Source organism: Streptomyces sp. NPDC001020, assembly GCF_053599115.1.
Window position 1 is genome coordinate 68744 of sequence record NZ_JBSFLQ010000030.1, and the last position, 18664, is coordinate 87407.

Annotated in this window: 15 protein-coding genes; 6 read left to right on the plus strand and 9 right to left on the minus strand. The window is 71.6% G+C overall.

Annotation, left to right across the window (positions count from 1 at the left end):
- Window positions 1–75: 75 nt before the first annotated feature.
- The 8 genes from ACWDEX_RS25960 to ACWDEX_RS25995 form a co-directional block, all read right to left on the minus strand.
- Window positions 76–345, minus strand: a complete 270-nt coding sequence (locus ACWDEX_RS25960; RefSeq protein ID WP_450466406.1) for a hypothetical protein — start codon at window positions 343–345, stop codon at window positions 76–78.
- Between the two features lie 27 nt (window positions 346–372).
- Window positions 373–555 carry a GNAT family acetyltransferase gene (locus ACWDEX_RS25965; protein WP_450466407.1) on the minus strand — a complete coding sequence of 61 codons (183 nt, stop codon included), beginning with the start codon at window positions 553–555 and terminating at the stop codon, window positions 373–375.
- Window positions 556–940: 385 nt separating this feature from the next.
- A complete protein-coding gene (locus ACWDEX_RS25970; RefSeq protein WP_450466408.1) occupies window positions 941–1555 on the minus strand; it encodes a phosphatase PAP2 family protein in 615 nt (204 codons plus the stop codon).
- A gap of 227 nt (window positions 1556–1782) precedes the next feature.
- The gene (locus tag ACWDEX_RS25975; RefSeq protein WP_450466410.1) at window positions 1783–3234 is read right to left on the minus strand and encodes a carboxylesterase/lipase family protein; all 1452 of its coding nucleotides are present in this window, start codon (window positions 3232–3234) and stop codon (window positions 1783–1785) included.
- Complete coding sequence (locus ACWDEX_RS25980) at window positions 3231–4268, minus strand: alpha/beta fold hydrolase (protein ID WP_450466411.1); 1038 nt, start codon at window positions 4266–4268, stop codon at window positions 3231–3233. Before ACWDEX_RS25980 ends, ACWDEX_RS25975 begins: the two co-directional genes overlap by 4 nt.
- A 24-nt stretch (window positions 4269–4292) precedes the next feature.
- Complete coding sequence (locus ACWDEX_RS25985) at window positions 4293–5582, minus strand: esterase/lipase family protein (protein WP_450466412.1); 1290 nt, start codon at window positions 5580–5582, stop codon at window positions 4293–4295.
- 154 nt (window positions 5583–5736) lie between these two features.
- A complete protein-coding gene (locus ACWDEX_RS25990) occupies window positions 5737–8013 on the minus strand; it encodes an FG-GAP repeat domain-containing protein (protein ID WP_450466445.1) in 2277 nt (758 codons plus the stop codon).
- Window positions 8014–8931: 918 nt separating this feature from the next.
- Entirely contained in the window at window positions 8932–10044 is a 1113-nt protein-coding gene (locus tag ACWDEX_RS25995) for a pyridoxal-phosphate dependent enzyme (RefSeq protein WP_450466414.1), read from the minus strand.
- 295 nt (window positions 10045–10339) lie between these two features.
- Between ACWDEX_RS25995 and ACWDEX_RS26000 the strand changes: the two genes are divergently transcribed.
- The 6 genes from ACWDEX_RS26000 (at window position 10340) to ACWDEX_RS26025 (ending at window position 16988) form a co-directional block, all read left to right on the plus strand.
- On the plus strand, window positions 10340–11527 hold the full coding sequence (locus tag ACWDEX_RS26000) for a DUF4190 domain-containing protein (protein WP_450466415.1): 1188 nt from the start codon (window positions 10340–10342) through the stop codon (window positions 11525–11527).
- 144 nt (window positions 11528–11671) lie between these two features.
- Window positions 11672–12424: a GntR family transcriptional regulator gene (locus ACWDEX_RS26005; RefSeq protein WP_450466416.1), complete on the plus strand. Its 753-nt coding sequence runs from the start codon at window positions 11672–11674 to the stop codon at window positions 12422–12424.
- A gap of 383 nt (window positions 12425–12807) precedes the next feature.
- A complete protein-coding gene (locus tag ACWDEX_RS26010) occupies window positions 12808–12990 on the plus strand; it encodes an SPOR domain-containing protein (RefSeq protein ID WP_450466417.1) in 183 nt (60 codons plus the stop codon).
- Between the two features lie 52 nt (window positions 12991–13042).
- A complete protein-coding gene (locus ACWDEX_RS26015; RefSeq protein ID WP_450466419.1) occupies window positions 13043–13468 on the plus strand; it encodes a (deoxy)nucleoside triphosphate pyrophosphohydrolase in 426 nt (141 codons plus the stop codon).
- Window positions 13469–13680: 212 nt separating this feature from the next.
- The gene (locus ACWDEX_RS26020) at window positions 13681–14112 is read left to right on the plus strand and encodes an ATP-binding protein (RefSeq protein ID WP_450466421.1); all 432 of its coding nucleotides are present in this window, start codon (window positions 13681–13683) and stop codon (window positions 14110–14112) included.
- Window positions 14113–14393: 281 nt separating this feature from the next.
- Window positions 14394–16988, plus strand: coding sequence for a SpoIIE family protein phosphatase (locus ACWDEX_RS26025; RefSeq protein ID WP_450466423.1), 2595 nt, complete (start codon window positions 14394–14396; stop codon window positions 16986–16988).
- Here the strand turns inward: ACWDEX_RS26025 and ACWDEX_RS26030 are convergent.
- On the minus strand, window positions 16951–18582 hold the full coding sequence (locus ACWDEX_RS26030; RefSeq protein ID WP_450466424.1) for a TPM domain-containing protein: 1632 nt from the start codon (window positions 18580–18582) through the stop codon (window positions 16951–16953). The genes ACWDEX_RS26025 and ACWDEX_RS26030 overlap by 38 nt on opposite strands.
- Window positions 18583–18664 lie beyond the last annotated feature (82 nt).

An 18664-nucleotide genomic window follows, 5' to 3' on the forward strand; every position in this document is an offset into this window, starting at 1 on the left:
CGGGCTGCCCGAGCACGTCGACGCGCACCGGCCGCCGCACCACAGCACCAGGGACGGGCGTGCCGTCTCGGCTCTTCACACGGTCAAGAGCCGAGGCGGTACGTCCGGACCGATCCAGTCATCGATCACATCGGCCTCCACACCGGCGTCCCGGGCGAGGTCGCCGCGCGCCACGCCGGCACTCCAGGCAGCGAGTACGGCGCGTCGCAGGTCCTCCGTGCGCGTCGCCAGCCCGATCTCGTGGGCCTCGGCGGACGCGGCCGTCAGGGCAGCCGCGTCCTCGGTCAACCGTTGTGCCGCCTGGCGTACCGCGCGGCGTGCTTCCTCCCGCAGTTGGTCGTTCACCGTCGCCTCCAGGGGGAGTGCCGTCGGTCAGTCCTGTGCGGCCGACCGGGCGATCTTGAAGCCGAGCTCCAGGACACGCACCAGCGGCCCGACGCCGCAGGCGTCGGCCACGGCGAAAATCGCCGGCACAGCGACCGGCAGCAGCAGACGCAGACCACGCTCGGTCACCGCCGGGACGGAGACACGAGGCAGAGTGATGGTGATCGTCATGGCGTACCTCCGCCTGATCGGCACCCGCAGGCGAGCCGGCGGCGGACGTGATCGCCGACCGGCGCCCCGAGCTGAGGTCGACCGTCAGACGGTGTGGTGACCGCCGGGCGCCTCGGGTGCGAGGGAATGGGAGCTGGGACTACTAGCGCAGGGATCCATCCCGCTCACCTCCTCGCGCTCTCAGCGGTCACATGAGGCCGTGGTTGCCATGGTGCAAAGCACCCTCGCCCAGGTTACGCCCGGAATCTCGCCACCACAGCCCCGTCACGGAGGGTGCCCGGTAGGCGCCGCACGGGTGCCGATGCCCGGGGGCCCGCCCGGCCGGAGGCGGTCAGCACGCGGATGGGCACCCCGGCGGACGCCCATCCGCAAGCTCTCGGGACGGCTAGGCGGCGAGCAGCGGACGCAGTGCGCCGGCGCGCATCCGTTCCACAAGGGGTGCGCACAGACGGCGCCCCAGCACGACGACCACGAGGGAGACGATGGTTCCCACCAGGGCGCCGACCGCGACATCGTGCGGGTAGTGGGCGCCGACATAGACGCGCGAGGCTCCCATCACCACGGCCGTCAGCAGCGCGACCGCCCCCAGCCGCCGGCTGACCAGGAAGAAGGCCGCGGCGAAGGCGAAGGCCACGGTGGTGTGGTTGCTGGGAAATGCGTAGTCGTCCACCGGAGGGCACGCCTCGACGAGGAAGGCGTGGGGGAGGGCGCGGCAGGGGCGGGGCTCCTCGAAGAAGGACTTGATCCCGCTGTTGAGGACGTACGAGAGCACGACGGCGAACGGTATGGACAGGACGGCGGCCATGACCATGCCTTCCTGACGCCGGGCACGCCACCACGCGACCAGCAGGAAGACCGCGAACAGGCCCATGCCGTAATCGGTGAAGACCGACACCGGCTCATTGAGCCAGTGGGTGTCGCGGGCCATGTCGGTGATGTCGGTGTACAGGCCGCCGTCTATGGCCGCGCCGTCGAGCGCGGCCGAGGAGGAGGGGATCAAGGGGGTCTCCGAGCGGTGGTTCAAGTGCCGGCACGCCCCGGGAAACGCGCAGCGGCGAAAGACGGGCACCTTGGTGAAGGCGAGGCGTCCGGGGCGTGAACATCTACAGGGGAGTAGACGCTATCAGGCCAAGACCTGGTTGCTTCTGATCGAGAAGGCAAGCGGGGCATGACCGTTCGGCGCCCTTGTCACCGCATGGGGAAGGGCGCGGGTGCCCCCGACAGCGCCTAGCGCACGCCTTCCCAGAGCAGGCGCTCCTGCCCGCGCGGATCGTCCTGCGGGGCGGAATCCTCGGTGAAGATCATCGTCGTGCGGGTGGTCGTGTCGTACGCGGGCCAGCCGGGGTCGCCGGTCTTCGCGAAGGAGACCCACGCTCGGTGCATCGCGTCCGCGAGAGCCTGGGGCGGGCGGGTGCCGAGCATCGGGGCGTACGACGGGTCCTGGAGGCGGTCGAAGACGAAGCCCAGTTCCAGGGCGTGGCAGGCGCCGAGGCGGCCGGCGAACTGCGGTGAACGCCAGGCGAATTCGTACATGTGCGAGCCCGGCACGGACTCGGCCAGACGGATGGCGGGGATCCGGTAGAACCAGTCCGTCGCCACCGCGTCCAGCAGCTCGCCCGGGACGGCCGCGGGGCGGGTCGCGGCGTACACGGGGACGGTCTTGTCCGGGTCCACGCCGTAGGCGGCCGCCGTGGAATGGAGCCGGGACGCGGGGAAGGCGTCCAGGCGGCCCGTGGGGACCAGGAAGAGGCGGTACTCCTCACGGTTGCTGCCGACGAGGAGGTCGACACCGCAGTCGGGGCCGGGAAGGGACGGACCGGCTGTCACCGGTTCGAACGGCATCATGTTGAGCGCCGCCTCGCCCCACAGGGCCGGGTCCGGGTCGGCGCCGACCTCGGCGCGGAGTTCGGCCTGGGCGGGCAGGAGGTCGTCGAGGGAGAGCGCGGCGAACGCCTCCGGTGTCGGCTCGATGCCGAGCTTCACGGCCAGTCGGGCCGCGATCAGGGTTGCCGAGGACGGGCGCAGGACGTGGTGGCATGCGCCGCTCTGCAGGATCGCCCGGCGGAACAGGCCGTGTGCCTGGCCGGTGGCCAGCAGGACGCCGATACTCATCGCGCCCGCCGACTCCCCGAACACCGTCACCTGGTCGGGATCGCCGCCGAAGGAGGCGACGTTCGCGCGGATCCAGCGCAGGGCGGCCACCTGGTCCAGCAGCCCACGGTTGTCGGGGATGCCGGGAAGGTGGAGGAAACCGTCCGATCCCAGGCGGTAGTTGAGAGTGACGCAGACGACCCCGTCGCGGGCGAAGGCGCTGCCGTCGTAGGCCGATGCCGAGCCCGAGCCGTTGGAGAACGCCCCACCGTGCAGCCACACCATCACCGGCAGACCGGCCCCCGCCTCCGGGGCCGGGGTCCAGATGTTGAGGTTCAGGCAGTCCTCACCGGGGATGGCGTTCTCCGGGATGAGGGCGTCGAACGGTGGTGCGTAGGGCGCGTGCGGCGCGGTCGGTCCGTAGGACGTGGCATCGCGTACACCGGTCCAGGGCTCGGGCTCGGACGGTGCGCGGAAGCGGCGGGGGCCGACGGGTGGGGCGGCGTACGGGATGCCGAGGAAGGACACCACACCGTCCGCGGAGCGGCTGCCGCGGACGGCACCCTGATCAGTGGTGCATACGGTCATACCGACAGGATCCCCCGCAGCGCCGCGCCGAACTCGTCGGGGCGTTCCAGGTGCACCGAGTGCCCGGCGCCCGGCACGGCGACCTCCCGTACCAGGCCGCCCGCCTCCGCGTAGCGGTTCAGGACGTGACGGGTCTGCGCCACCATGGGCTGGGCGGGCGTCCCGTCCCAGCCCGGTACCGCGCCGATCGAGCCCAGGTGCGCCAGGTCGAACATCGAGGTGTCCGAGACGATCACGTCGTCCTCGCCGCGGATCCACAGCACCGGCGGCTTGGGGTCGATCAGATGCAGCTCGTCGATGCGGAAATACAGCGGGGAGAGGCAGTTGAGAACGCCGCGGGTCCCGGGCGCGACGCCGGGCCAGGCGTCCGATGCCACGCTGTCGCCCGGGTAGTGGTCGTCACCGGTACGCGTGGTGAGCATGGACGCGACGTACGCGTCCTCGTCCGCGTCCGTGGGGCGCCACGGCGGCTTGACGTAGCAGTTCGCGAGGACGGAACGGGGGGTGAGCGGCGAGTCCTCGCCGCGGTCGCCCTTGGCGAGCCGCGCGACGAACTCCGGGTTGGCCGTGCCGCCGCCCGAACCGGCCCCGTCCTCGGAGTTGAGGGTTCCGTCCACCCCGTGCGTACCGCCGTAGCCGTACGGGGAGACCGGGTTGACCAGGGTCAAGGAACGCACCGCGGCCGGATGGTCGCACAGGTACTGCATGACCACGCCCCCGCCCAGGGACCAGCCCACCAGGTGTGCCCGCTCGACCCCGAGGGCCGCGAGCAGCGCGGCGAGGTCGTCGGCGTGGTCACGCAGGCCGCGCGTCGCGTCGATGGGCAGCGGGTCGGTGCCGCCGAAGCCGCGCAGGTCCGGCGCGATGGGCCGGTAGTGGTCCGGGAGGAGGGGCAGGGTGGTGTGCCAGAAGGCGGAGGAGGAGACGTTGCCGTGGACGAAGACGACTGGTTCGCCCTCGTCCCGCATCTCGGCGATCTGGACCGTGAGACGGTCGGTGGGCACACGGCGGGTACGGATGCTGCTCGCGGTCATGGGCGGTTCTGCCTTCTCGGTCGGTTACGAAAGCCAGGTGGCGATCTGGGCGGCGGCCGAGGTGTTCCACCCCAGCTCCAGATGGTTGGCGCCGGCGATGGTGGCCGTGCCGCCGACCGTGGGGATGCCGGTGGTGTCGAGCGCGCTCGCGATGAAGACGACCCCGTCGCTGGGTCCGCGGTTCTCGTTGAAGATGCCGACGACGTCCGGGGATCCGCCGGCCAGCAGGTAGGTGGTGACGGAGGCGGGGACTTTGGCGTTGTGCAGCGGTGTGATCAGGGAGCCGGCGTCGATGGCGGCCTGGATGCCGCTGCCCGCGGTGTAGTAGCCCTGGCCGCCGTAGTACGTCGTGTACCAGTCCTGCGCGGCGCCGTCGACTCCGTACACCCCGTCCCATCGGGCCAGCATCTGTCGCTGGCCGGGGTAGTTGTCGTAGCCGCCGGAGGGAGTCATCGAGAACTCGGGGTGCGCGGTGTACAGGCCGTAGCACGTCATGCGCGAGTGCGGGGAGGGGGCGTTGATCTTCCCTCCGCACTCGGGCCAGATGGAGAAGTCGTGCGCCCAGCCGTGCGCGTACGGGTAGTCGTAGCCGCCGTTCGGACCACCGACGGTGATCAGCCTGCGTACGTCACCGGCGTACGCCCGCCCCCAACTCGGCTTCAGCGACGACACGTACGCGCGGGTCGACATCTCGCCCTTGCTCCAGCCGACCAGGTCGACCTTGTCGACACCCAGCTTCGCCTTGATGACGGCGATCGCGTCACCGACGACCTGCGCCTGCATCAGGTTGTCGCCCTGCTTGTGCGCGAAGCCGACGGCGAAGACGCGGTGGCCGCGCGAGGACAGGTACTGCATCAGCCCGGTGGACGGGCAGGACAGGGCACCGCAGCCGTAGCCGCCCGACTCACCCGGATTTGCCCAGGCGCGGTCCGCCGTGTCGTTCGCGCCGTGGACGAGGAGGACCGGCGTGGTGCGGGTGCCGGTGTTCCAGCCGGGGGCCGAGTAGAGCAGGAAGCGGCCGGAGTCCGGGCGGGCGACGCCACCGAAGTACGTCACGCGCTTCCCGTCCTGGTCGCCGCGACCGTCGGGCGGGTAGCCCTCGGTGCGGAACCCGGCGGTGGTGTCGCGATAACGCTCCACGCTCTCCCAGCCGTTGGTGACGGTGCCGGCCCCGTAGCTCGCCTCGAGGGTGAGGTAGGAGGGAGGCGTGGCGGCGGCCGCGGTGCCGCCGGCGGCCGGCAGTCCGGCCACCACCGCGAGCAGGAGGGCGATCAGCAGCCGCCACCGGCCCGCACGGCTTCGTCTGTCCCGCATGCCCCGTCCCCCTTGCCCATGGTGTGGATGTGTGCGCGGCGCTGTGGTGCGCCGCGCACACGTTAGGCAAGGCCCGTAGAGGAAGGCATATGTGCGGACCCCATAAGGGAGTTGGCTCCTATAGGGCCCCGAACCAGTGCCCTGGCGGGCAGTCTCAGAAGATCCCCTTGTAGCCCTTCCAGCCGGTCGCGATCTTGACTCGTCCGCTGAACGACCCGTTCCCCTTGCCGTTGTTGCGGTACAGGTTCCCGGCCGTGTCCCGGGCGACGAGGTCGGGCTTGCCGTCGCCGGTGATGTCGCCGACGCCGACGATCGCGTTGTAGGACGCGCCCCACTTGGTGAACACCGTGACGCGGCTCTTCAGCGTTCCGTTGCCCCTGCCGTCGTACCGGTACAGCGTCCCGTCCTTGTGCCGGGCCAGTACCTCCCCGATGCCGTCGCCGTTGAGGTCGCCCACCCCGATGATGCGGGTGTATGCGGTCCACGCCGTGTTGATCCTCTTACCGGCGGCCAGCTTGCCGGTGCTCGTGCCGGCGAAGAGGTAGATGTCCCCGGTGGACGCCTTGCGCGCGACGAGGTCCGGCCGTCCGTCGCCGGTCAGGTCGCCCGGTGACGTGAGCGCGTTGTAGGCGTTCCAGCCCTTGCCGAGCGAGGTGTACGGGGTGCTGGGCCTGAGGGCTCCGCCGTTCGGCCGGTAGGAACGCAACTCGCCGCTGCTCAGCCGGACCAGCACCACGTTGTGGTCGCCGCCGCCAAGGACCCCGAACGGCACCGCGATGGCGGAGGTCGGCCAGCCGCTCGCCGACGTCTTGCCGGAGAAGGTCCCCTTGCCGGTCCCGTGCTGGAAGGTGAACGCGCCGGAGGAGTTCAGCGTGAGCAGATCCCCGATGCCGCCGAAGCCGACGAAGTCGTGGTGTGCCGGCCGGGCGCCGGAGATCTTCACCGAGCCCGACTTGATCAGCGCCGCCCCCTGCCCGTCGGCGGGCCGGGCGGTGAGAGTCCAGGTGTACGTCGCGTCCGGGACACCGATGCCGGTCACCCCGGTCCAGCCGTCCCAGGTGGTGGCGATCTGCCCGCGGGCCTCGCCTCCGGTGAGCGTGCGGACTGTTTTCCCGCTCACCTTGTTCTTCAGCGTCAACTGCCAGGAGGCGACGGGCTTGGAGATCCACCAGGTAGGCCGCCAGGAGGGCACGTCCAGAGCGACACGCGCGCTCGTCGCCACCGACGAGTCCGTCACGCCGAGCACCCCGGTGGTGATACCAGTCGGGACGACGTGCACGTCGCCGCCCGTGTCGACGTAGGCGACATGGCCGCCGTACGGGTCGACCGTCCAGTCCCTGCCCGCGGCCGTGCCGCGCGCCGTGCCGAGCACGCGGGTCGCCGGGGTCGCGGGCGTGAGGTCCGTGAGGGCGACCTGGCGGTCGGCGCCGACCCGTACGACGAACCCGTCACCGAGCAGTCCGGGTGCCGAGCCGGTGCTGAGACTGCGTACCGATCCGTCGGAGAGCTTCACCACGCGGGCGCTCGCCGAGCCGCACTCCACGTACAGATACCGGGCGGTGGCCTGCACGGACGACGGGGTGCACGAGGTCGTACCCAGCGACAGCGTCCGGTTCACGGTCCCGGTGCGCACATCGGTGGCCGTGACCTTGCCCGCGCCCGCGGACTGCCACAGGGTGGCGCCCCACAGTGCTCCGGGGGCCGCCGACGTCTTGCGCACGACGGCGCGGGAGTCGATGTCCCGCACTTCGGTGGCGCTCGCCGTCCGGTAGGCGACGTACCGCCCGGAGACGCTTTCGACGCTCAGGCCGGTCAGACCGGTGGTGATCCGTGTGCCCGGGGCCGTCTTGCTCTTGTCGATGAGGCGCAGCTCGGCCTTGCCGCCGCTGTCCACGCCCTGGTGGAGGACGCGGCCGTCACCGGTCGGATACAGCAGCGGGCACCCGGCCGCGTCGCATTCCCCCGCGTCGGCCGAACCGAGGTTCTCGCGCGTGAGGACCGACGGCGTGCCGGACAGCGCCAGCTTCTGTTCGTGGTAGGCCGCCGCACCTCCGAAGTAGGTGTCCGCGGTGGCCAGGCGCCCTTGGGAGAGGGCGAGCGACGTGGTGCGCGAGGGGTGCCAGGGGATGTCCAGGACCTCGGCGCGCTGGAGGCTGCCGTCGGCGCCTTCGGTGAAGCGGTGCACCGCGTATTCATGATCGAGTTTGCCGACCATGAGCAGGCTGCCGTCGGGACCAGGGAGCGCGCTTGTGTTGTCGCCCTGGACGAAGTCCAGTACCTGGCTCGTGGTGCCGTCTGCCGTCACGGCGGTGACCGGCCCGCCGCCATTCATCCAGAGCACCGTGGAGCCCACGAGGCGGGAGATCATGCTGTACGGGGGCCTCGGGTTCGGGACGCTCCAGGGCGTGGCCTGCGGGTCGTCCCGGGGCATGACGCGGATGCTGCTGCGCTCGTACCAGGAGACGGTCCGAGGCGTGAGCTGAAGTTCGAATGCGCTGTTGTTGACCGTGACGGGCAGGGTGCTGAACCGCGCCGTGGCCAGATCGATGACACCGAAGCCGTACTCGCGCGCGGCGGACGACCGGTACTGCACGACGACACCGGCTCCGTCACCGGTGTCTGCGGTCACCGTCGACACCTCGCCGCAGGTCGCACCCTCCGGTACGTCCGTCACCGGGCGGTCCTGGAGGGACCCGTCCGCCGCGAAACGAAATAGGTGGCATTCCCCGTTCGCATAGCCGAGGGCGGTGTTGCCCTGCACGGTCCGGAGAGTGAAGCCCCCCGGCAGCCGCATCGTCTTCTTGTCGCCGCTGACCGGGTCGATCAGCACCGCCTCTCCCGTACCGGTCTGGTAGGCGATGGTGTCGGCGTGGGTGTTGATGACGCGCTGCACGCTGCCGTCGTCCGGGATGTCCGGCGTCGTCGTCCGGCCGGTCGCGTAGTCCGTCCACTGACGTGCCGCGCCCGGCAGCCTGTGCAGGAAGCCGGTCCGGCCGACGGACAACACGTGCTCGGGCTGGATCGACTGCCCGTACGGCCCGATCACCACCTCGGCGGCGGCTTGCGCTGACGCCGACCCGGCGGCGGGGCCGAGCACCCCCACGACCACTGCCGTCGCCACGACGGTGACACCCGCTCTGCGCAGCACCGCGCGCGGGTATGACAGGGCACGACGCCCCATGGGTTCCCCTCCCTGGACATGACGAACCGTGGCGAAGACGGCACGCCGTGACAGAACCCGGGAGTGTGGGGCCTCTCCGAGCGCCCCGAACGGGGCTGCCGGATTTTACCAACCGGCTTGTCAGGGACACGCGATGGGCTCTTGGTCATGCGGTCCCCCAGGGGTCCCTCACTCCTGGGTGCCGACCGGCCCCGACTTCAGCCCCGCCCCGCACAACGGCACCACCGCACCCCGCTTCCCCAGCACCCCTTCCCGTACCGCCGCCCAGCACGCCACCCCCGTCGACTCCACGTACAGGCCCTGTGACGCCAGGTCCAGTTGGGCGTGGCGGATCTGGTCCTCGGTCACCGTCAGGAAGGTGCCGCCCGAGTCCCGTACCGCGCGCAGGATCTGGCGGGCCCTGGGCGGGCGGGGGATCGCGATGCCCTCGGCGGCGGTGGGGGCCATGGGGGTGACGTCGACCAGGTCGTCCGCGCCCTTCTCCCACGCGTGCGCCAGCGGCGCGACCGCGGCCGCCTGGACCGCGTACAGCGCGGGCCGACGCTCGATCAGGCCCGCCGCGAACAGTTCGGCGACGGCGAGCGCCGCGCCCAGCAGCAGCGTGCCGTTGCCGACCGGCAGGACGAGCACCTCCGGGAGGCGCCCGCCGAGGTCCTCCCACAGTTCGTGGACATACGTCTTCGTGCCGTGCAGGAAGTACGGGTTGAAGACGTGCGACGCGTAGAACACCTCCGGTTCGTCGGCCGCCTCGCGCGCGGCCCGTGCCGCGGCCTCGCGGTCGCCGTCGACCACGTGCACCCGCGCCCCGTGCGCACCGATCTGCTCCAGCTTCTTCGGCGACGTGCCCCGGGGAACGTACACCGTGCACGGCAGCGCGGCCCGCGCGCAGTACGCGGCGATCGCCGTGCCCGCGTTGCCGCTGCTGTCGGCGACCACCTGCCGCGGCCCCAGCCGCAGCGCCAGCTCGGCCAACAGCACCGCGCCGCGGTCCTTGAAGGAGAGTGTCGGCATCAGGAAGTCCAGCTTGGCCGAGATGCCCTCCCGTAGCTCCACCAGCGGTGTGCGGCCCTCGCCGAGGCTGACCGAGGGCCCGGACAGGGGCAGCGTCTCCGCGTACCGCCACATCGAATTCACGCGCCCCAGAAGGGATTTGAGAGGGGCCGGGGTGGGCGAGAAGTCCAGGTCCAGCGGCCCGCCGCAGACGGGGCAGCACCAGTCGAGCGACCTCGCGGACACCCGCGTGCCGTCCACCGGGCAGAAACAGTCCGGCAAAAGTGTCATGTGAACAGGGTAGTTGTTGTCGTCCCGAGAAGTGACGGTATATCACATCTGTTTCAGGATATCCGTGTTACATCTGTATGCCCGTGTGAGCGCTGACGTCGCCGGGTCGCACATCGACGGCGGAGAAGGAAATACCCTCCCCGACCACCCCGACCACCCCGACCCGTCGGACCCTCGACCCGTCGGCCGCCTCCGTCATGACCTTCGTGCCCCGCATTCCGCCCCCAGTGGCCCCGCCCCTACCATGCGGCCCGTACAACAGTTCTGCGCACTCCGGACGAGGAGCACCGTTCACGTGGCCATACCCCCGCCCCCCGGGCCCCAACAGCCCGGGGATCCCTACCCGCAGGGTCCGTACCAGCAGCCGTACGGGAACGGGCTTCCGTACCAGCCCTGGGGCCAGGGGTATTCCCCGTACAACCACCCGGCGCCGGTCAACGGGCTCGCGGTCGCCGCGTTCGTCCTCGGGATCCTCTGCTTCCTGCCCGCCGTCGGCCTGGTCCTCGGGCTGATCGCGCTCGCGCAGATCAAAAGGCGCGGTGAGCGCGGCAAGGGGTTCGCGATCGGCGGGATCACGCTGTCCTCGATCGGTCTCGCGCTACTGGTGATGTTCTTCGCGACGGGCGCCTCGCACGACTTCTGGCAGGGCTTCAAGGACGGGGCGCGGGAGGCGCGCGACAACAGCGTGACGTTCTCCCTGAAGAAGGGCGAGTGCTTCAACGCGCCCGGTGGCTCGCTGTCGGGCGAGACATACGACGTCGACAAGGTGCCCTGCTCCCGCGAGCACCAGGCCGAGGTCTTCGCCGACGTCAGGCTGCCCGCCGGCGGTTACCCCGGCGACGACGCCGTCACCAGGACCGCCGAGAAGAAGTGCTACGCGCTCCAGAACGCGTACGCCATGGACTCCTGGGCGGTCACGGACGACGTCGACGTCTACTACTTCACGCCGACCCGCGAAAGCTGGCGCTTCGGCGACCGCGAGATCACCTGCATGTTCGGCAACACCGACGAGAAGGGCACCCTCACCGGCTCGCTGCGCCGCGACGCCACGAACCTCACCGCCGACCAGCTCGCCTATCTGCGGGCGGACGCCGTGCTCTACGACGCCCTGGACACCGCCCCCGACGCCCAGTACGTCGAGGACGACCTGCCCGGCCACCGGAAGTGGGCGGCGCGGGTCAGCGCCGCGCTGGCCGACCAGACCCGACGGTTGCGCGCCCGTTCGTGGGGGGACGGCATCGGGCAGCCCGTCGCCGGCCAGGCGACGGCCCTGGACCAGGCGCGCGAGGAGTGGCGGAAGGCGGCGGACGCCGCTGACGTCGACGCCTTCTACATCCACTACGACCAGGGCAGCGCACTCCTGGAGGGCCGCCGGGCGGTCACCGCCCGCAAGGCTCTGGGGCTCGCCGCGACCCCGCCGTCACACGAGACCGACGACGGCGAGGGTTCCGGCGGAGGTACGGAGACCGGAAAGCGGGTGTAACGGCGGCGATAACGGGGAGAAAGTGCCTGCGCACAGCCCTCGGTAGTCAACTTCATCACATCGAGTGATTCCTTGGCCTTTGCTTGCAGCTACAACCCAGGGTTGCCAGTCTGTTGCTGTTTGTACAGGTGATGGGAGCGGCCAGTGACTTTCGGTGAGCAGCCGGCGTATCTGCGTGTCGCGGGTGATCTCCGTAAGAAGATCGCCGACGGATCGCTGCCGCCGCATACCCGTCTCCCCTCCCAGGCTCGTATCCGTGAGGAGTACGGCGTCTCGGACACCGTGGCCCTGGAGGCCCGCAAGGTGCTGATGGCCGAGGGGCTCGTCGAGGGCCGCTCCGGATCGGGCACCTACGTCCGGGAGCGGCCGGTGCCGCGGCGGATCGCCCGCTCCGGGTTCCGGCCGGAGAGCGGCGCCACCCCCTTCCGGCAGGAGCAGGCGGACGCCTCCTCGCGCGGCACCTGGGAGTCGCACAGTGAGCAGACGGAGGCGAGCGGCGCCATCGCCGAGCGGCTTGCCATCCAGTCGGGCGACCGGGTGATGCGCACGAAGTACGTGTACCGGGACGCGGGCGAGGCGATGATGCTCTCCACGTCCTGGGAACCGCTCGCCCTGACCGGCCGCACCCCCGTGATGCTCCCCGAGGAGGGGCCGCTCGGCGGCATGGGCGTCGTCGAGCGCATGGCCGCCATCGACGTGGTCGTGGACAACGTCACCGAGGAGGTCGGCGCGCGCCCCGGCCTCGCGGAGGAGCTGCTGGCGTTGGGTGGTGTCCCCGGCCATGTGGTGCTGGCCATCCAGCGGACCTACTACGCCTCGGGCCGTCCGGTGGAGACGGCGGACGTGGTGGTGCCGGCGGATCGGTTCCGGGTGGCGTACCACCTGCCGGTGAAGTAGCCGAACCGCCCGACGGTGAGGTGGCGGGCCGGGCCGCCGGTGCGGCGCGCCGGGGCCGCCCGGCGGTGACGCGGGCCGGGTGGATGTCCGGCGCGCAGGCCCCGGGACCCAAAGGCGGCCGCCCCAGCCGCAGTTGTAATTCGGTCGTTCCTTCGAACCCAGCCCCTGACGGGCTTCGCGCTGCTCGGCGTGCGCTGGGGGGGGGGTGCTCGGCGGCGCGTTCGGCCGCGTGCGCCCCCTCCATCGTGGCTGGTTGCGTGCCTCTTTGTGAAAAGTCGTATTCGCTGCGTGAAGGTTGGGCGTAGGCTCGGGCATATGCGCAGTGCGGTTCCCCTGGTGGGCGGGGCGCGACGAGGGCCGGGGGCGGGAAGCGGAGGGGTGCGATGAGCGACAGTACGATCACTCTTCCCTGGCTCGTCATACGGCAGGACGACAACGGCAACCGCTACCGCGTGGGCAGGTACGCGACCCGCGCCGAGGCCCAGAGGATCGTGGACAGCCTCGATGACCGCGGCCACAAACAGCTCTACTGGGTGGAGCGCATCGGGCGGAACGGGAGCAGGTGAGGGGCTCGCCCCGGGCGGTCGGCCCGCCGCGCGCTCCCGTAGGCTCCGGCGCATGACGCAATCGGTCGTGGTGGTCGGAGCCGCCCTGTTGAGCCGCGGCCGCCTGCTGGCCGCCCGGCGCAGCGCGCCCCCCGAACTCGCCGGACGCTGGGAGCTGCCCGGCGGAAAGGTGGAGCCCGGCGAGACCCCCGAAGACGCCCTCGTGCGCGAGCTGCGCGAGGAACTGGGCGTGACGGCGGAGCCGGTCGGGCGCGTGCCGGGGGAGTGGCCGCTGAAGCCGGGGTATGTCTTGCGGGTGTGGACCGCGCGTCTCCTTGACGGCACCCCCGAGCCCCTTGAGGACCACGACGAGCTGCGCTGGCTGACCGTCGATGAGATCTGGGACGTGGACTGGCTCGATCAGGATGTGGCGGCGGTCGAAGCCGTTCTCGTCGAGTGGAAGCGCATCCGGTCGCCTTCTGATCGTGCCTGTTCATGATCACGTTCCCATCTGATCGCGTGGTTCTGCCTGAACTCCGTGCGATCGGGCCCCGGGGCAGGGAGGTTGGGCCCGTAAGGCCTGGGGCTGCCGAAGCCTGTGAGGTTTCAGGGGCTGAGGTGTCGTACGCCGTTCGTGCCACAGAGCGCCCTCATGCGAGGTAAGGCGCCCCGAATATCGGGTATGTGCCCATTAACCCCACGAAACCGGACATGGGTGGGCTTCTGGTCTGGGAAGTGAACGGCGTGTTCGACACCGAAGGCGAAAGCGCCGAGTGGACGTTCCCCGCTGACCCGGGTGCGGTACGTACCGCTCGCGCCGTGGTCCGGGGCCAACTGCGCACCTGGGGGCTCGACCCGCTCGGCGACGTCGCCGCGCTGCTGGTCAGCGAGCTGGTGACCAATTCCCTGCGACACGCCACAGGTCCCATCGGTGTCCGCCTCGTACGCCCCGCCGGTTCCGCCGCCCCCCTGCTCGTCGAGGTCTCCGACCCGCTCCCCGAGCCGCCCCGCAAGCGCACCGCCCGCGGCGACGACGAGAACGGCCGCGGACTCCAGTTGGTCGCTCACTCCTCGCGCCGCTGGGGTACCCGCCCGGCGAACTCCGGCAAGACGGTCTGGTTCGAGCTGGCGGTACCCGGCTGACCACGCCCGAGGCGCACGGTGCGGGCGCGTCGGCGCGGGGTGCGGTACCCGGGGCGGGCGGTGACCGAACGGATCACGCCAGGAGTGGTGGCGAGAGTCATTGATTCGAGCGGGCATCACCTGGTTAGAAGACTGGGAGTATGGCGCGGCCGGTCCAAAAACCATCGGGACCGTGCTGTGATCGTGAACACCGTGTTGTACGGCACCGTAGTGCTGGATACTGCGGGCAGCCGCCCTCGGTGACCGGTGCCGGGCGCGGTGAGCTGGAGGGGACGGTTCGCGTGAGCGAGATACCAGCGAAGGCCACGGAGTCCGAGGACCCGTCGGGCGGCGCAAGGGCTGCGGCCGCGGTCGGATCCGCCGCGGCCGCCGAAGCGCGTGACACGACGAGCGACGCGATGTGGCAGGTGAGCCCGCCCGGCTCGATGTACGACTACATCAAGGTCGCCTCTTTCTCCATCGGCCCCGACGGGCTTGTAGACCAGTGGAGCCTGCGGGCCCAGCAGCTCTTCGGCATTCCCGCCGAGCGGGCCGTCGGCATGGACCCCATCGAGGCGTTCATCGCTCCCGAGCTGCGCGAGCGCGGCCAGCGCAAGATGGCCGAGATTCTCGACGGCCGGGAGTGGACCGGTGCCGTCCCCTTCCGGGCGCCCGATGCGGAGGGGACGGAGGGGCTCGCCGAGGTCTACGTGATGCCCACCGCCACGGAGGACGGCGAGAGGGCTGCCGTGTGCATCGTCGTGGACGTCCATACGCTCCGCGGCATCGAGACCGACCTTGCCGCCTCACAGGCGATTTTTGGTCAATCTCCCTTCGGATTCCTGCTGATCGACACCGAACTGCGGGTACGGCGTGCCAACCAGCGGTTCGCCTCCGTCTTCGGCGGCACTCCCGACGAACATCGCGGCCGCTCCGTCCACGACTACCTGCAGCCGCCGGAGGCCGACCGCGTCGCCGAGACGCTGCGGCGCGTGCTGGAGACCGGCGACTCGATCACGGACATGCACGTCACAGGCTTCGTCCCCGGCTCCGACGAGCGCAAGCACTGGTCCGTCAACCTCTATCGCGTGCACAGTGGCAGCGGCCGCACCCTCGGCGTCGCCTGGCTCAGCACCGACGTCACCGGCCGCCGCGCCGCCGCCCGCGAGGCCGCCGCCGCGCGCCGCAACCTCGCCCTCCTCAACGACGCCGGCGCCCGCATCGGAAACTCCCTCGACCTGGAGACCACCGCACGAGAACTCCTCGACGTGGTCGTGCCCGGCTTCTGCGACCTCGCCACCGTCGACCTCTACCAGGGGCTCCTGGCCGGCGACGAGACCCCGCCCGGCCTGGCCGACGGAAGCGCCGGACTGCGCCGCGTCGCGTTCTCCAGCGCGGTCTCGGACGCGCCCTTCGCCGGTGGCACCGCGCCCGTCGCCGTCGGCTCCGTCCACCACTACGCCTTCAACTCGCCCTGCGCGGACGCCCTGCGCACGGCACGCCCCCGGCACATCCCCGCCGAGGACGGCGGCCTCATCCAGTCCACGCTCGCGGTTCCCATGGTCGCCCACGACACCGTGGTCGGCCTCGCCCAGTTCGCCCGTGTGAAGGGCAGCGAGCCGTTCGGCGAACGTGACCGCGCGCTCGCCGTGGAACTGGCCGCGCGCGCCGCGGTCTGCATCGACAACGCGCGCCTGTACCGCCGCGAGCACGAACGGGCGCTGATCCTGCAACGTTCCCTGCTGCCACCGGGCGACCCGGAGGCGTCCGGTCTGGACATCGCCTGCCGCTATCTGCCGGGCAACGCGGCGACCGAGGTGGGCGGCGACTGGTTCGACGTCATCGAACTGCCGGGCCATCGCACCGCGTTGGTCGTCGGCGACGTCATGGGACGCGGCCTGCGCGCGGCCGTGGCGATGGGTGAACTCCGCACCGCCGTACGTACCTTGGCGCTGCTCGACCTCGAACCCGCCGAGGTGCTCTCCGCGCTGGACGAGATCGCGCGCGGCCTCGGCACACCGGGAAGCGTCCAGCAGGCCGGCCGCACGGCCCGCCAGCCGCGCGACGCGGACCTGTCCGAGGTCTACCTGGCGACCTGTGTGTACGCCGTCTACGACTCGGTGACGCGCCGCTGCACCTTCGCCAATGCGGGCCATCTGCCTCCGGTGCTCGCCGAGCCGGGCGAGCCCGCGCTGATGCTGGAGGTGCCGCCCGGGATGCCGCTGGGCGTGGGCGGCGAGCCGTTCGAGGAGGTGGAGGTCGAACTGCCGGAGGGCGCGCTGCTCGCGCTCTACACGGACGGGCTCGTCGAATCCCGTGATCACCCGCTGGACGAGGGGCTGCAGGCGTTCGTCGGGGCGCTCACCGATTCCAGCAGGCCCCTCGAAGACGTCTGCGACCACGTCATCGACACCCTCGACACACACCACGGCGAGGACGACATCGCGCTGCTGATGGCACGGGTACAGGGCCTGCCGGCCGAGTCCGTCGGCGACTGGACGCTGCCACGCGAGCCGCGCAGCGTCGGCCGGGCCCGCGAGTACGCGCGCGAGCAGCTGCTCACCTGGGGCCTGGAGTCGCTGGTGGACACGGCGGAGCTGCTGGTCAGCGAGCTGGTGACCAACGCCCTGCGGTACGGGGAAGGCGAGATACGGCTACGGCTGCTGCTCGACCGGACGCTGGTGTGCGAGGTGTGGGACGCGGGCCTGGTCCAGCCGCGCCGCCGCCGCGCCCGGGACACCGACGAGGGGGGCCGCGGGCTGCAACTGGTCGGCCTGCTCTCCGCGGCCTGGGGCTCGCGCCGCACGCCGCACGGCAAGACGGTGTGGTTCGAACTGCCGATCCCGGACGGCGAGAGCGTCATGGATCCGGCGGAGGCGCTGCTGAGTCTGTTCTAGGTGGCCCCTCCCCGGACAGGGGCCGTGCCGTCCGGAACAGCTCGCCGCAGTTCCTTCGCCCCCGCGTGCCCGGTCCGCCGTAGCTCGCGGGGCCGCCGGCCCCCTGCCCGGGGCGGGCGCCGAGCAGGATCCCGCCGAGCACGGCGCCGCCCGTCTCCAGGCTCTCGCCGTACGGCGTCCCGTACGCCCGTACGTCCCGCTCCGCGAGCTGCCGGGCCTGCCGGCCGAGCATGTCGGCCTCGCGCGCGTCGGCGAGGGCGGCAGCCGGGGCAGGTACGGGCGGCCTGTCCGTGTTCTCCGCCTCCCGCAGCCGCCGTTCCGCCTCCGCGAGCAGCGTCCTCGCCTCGGAGCCGACCGCTCCGCGATGCGTCGTCACCTGGTCCGCCGCGGCGGTGACCGTACTGCGCGCGGTCAGCAGTGCCCGGTCGAGCCGGGCAAGGGCACGCGACCCGCCCGGAGTGCGCCGCAGGGCCCTGTCCAGCTCGGCCGACACCTGCTCGATCCGCCGCAGCGCCCCGACCGGATCGCATCGCCCCCGAGCGGCACCCTCCCCGCCGGCCGGCCCGCCCCCGCCCGTCCCCTTGTCGTCCAGTTCCGCTCGTATCTCCTCCACCACCGACTCCCCGTGCGCGATCCGGCCCCGCAGATCCGCTCGGGCGTCTTCCGTGGGCAGGAGCCCGCGGGCCTCGGCCAGGTCCCTCTCCATGTCGAGCAGGGCGGTGGGCAGCTTCCGCGTCGCGGTGGCCAGGTCCGCCGCGAGCCGTGCGACGCCGTCCACCAGCACCGCTGCCTGGTCGACGGCGGCCTCGGCCGCACGCAGCCGGGCCACCGCGTGCTCCGTCTCACCCCGGTCCAGGGCCCGGTGTGCCGCGTTGAGGCAGGACGTGGCGAACACCAGCCGGTCCTTGGCCTGTTCGGCATGGCTTGCCACGGGCAGAAACGCGGACAGGGCATACCGCTCGCGCAGCCCGGCGAGCAGACCGTCGGCGTCCGTGACCCGCCCCGCCAGCCCCCGGAACCGTGCCTCGGCATACCCCAGCGCTTCCCGCGCGGTCCGCTCCAGCGCCCGGGTCCGGTCGAAGGACGCCGCCTCCGAGTCCAGCCGCCGCCCGGCCGCCCCGCACCGCGCGACGATCTCCTCCAGTAGCACCCGCGTCGCGCCCGCCCCGTCGTCGAGCAGGTGCCGCGCCCGGAATGCGGCGGCCAGTTCCGCCGCGGCGGACTCCACCGCCTCCGTATGCACCCCTACTGCCTCACCACCGAACTGGGCGGCGGCGTAACCGAGTTCCTCCCGGCTCGTCCGCACACAGTCGTCGGTCTCGACGAGCGAGTGCCGGGTCCGCCGGTCGAGTTCGTCCAGCGGTACGACGGTCGGCATGTGACCGCCGGGCGTCGTGCGCATCGTCGCGCGCAGCCTGCGCCGCACCGACGCGTACACGGCCACCGCGACGGCGGTCAGCGCGGCCACCAGCGGCAACACCAGATCGCCGCTGGACGTCCCGCTCGCGGCTCCCACCACGCCCATCGGCACCAGCAGCGCGGCTGTGTACGCGGCGGCCCGGCGCGGCCCGCGTCGAGGAGAGGGCGGCGTCACATCTCGGAGCGTAGGGCCGACGACACGAACCCGCGACCGGGCTGCGCCCTCCTGGGTGCCTTGTGTCGGTGCAGGCGGGGTG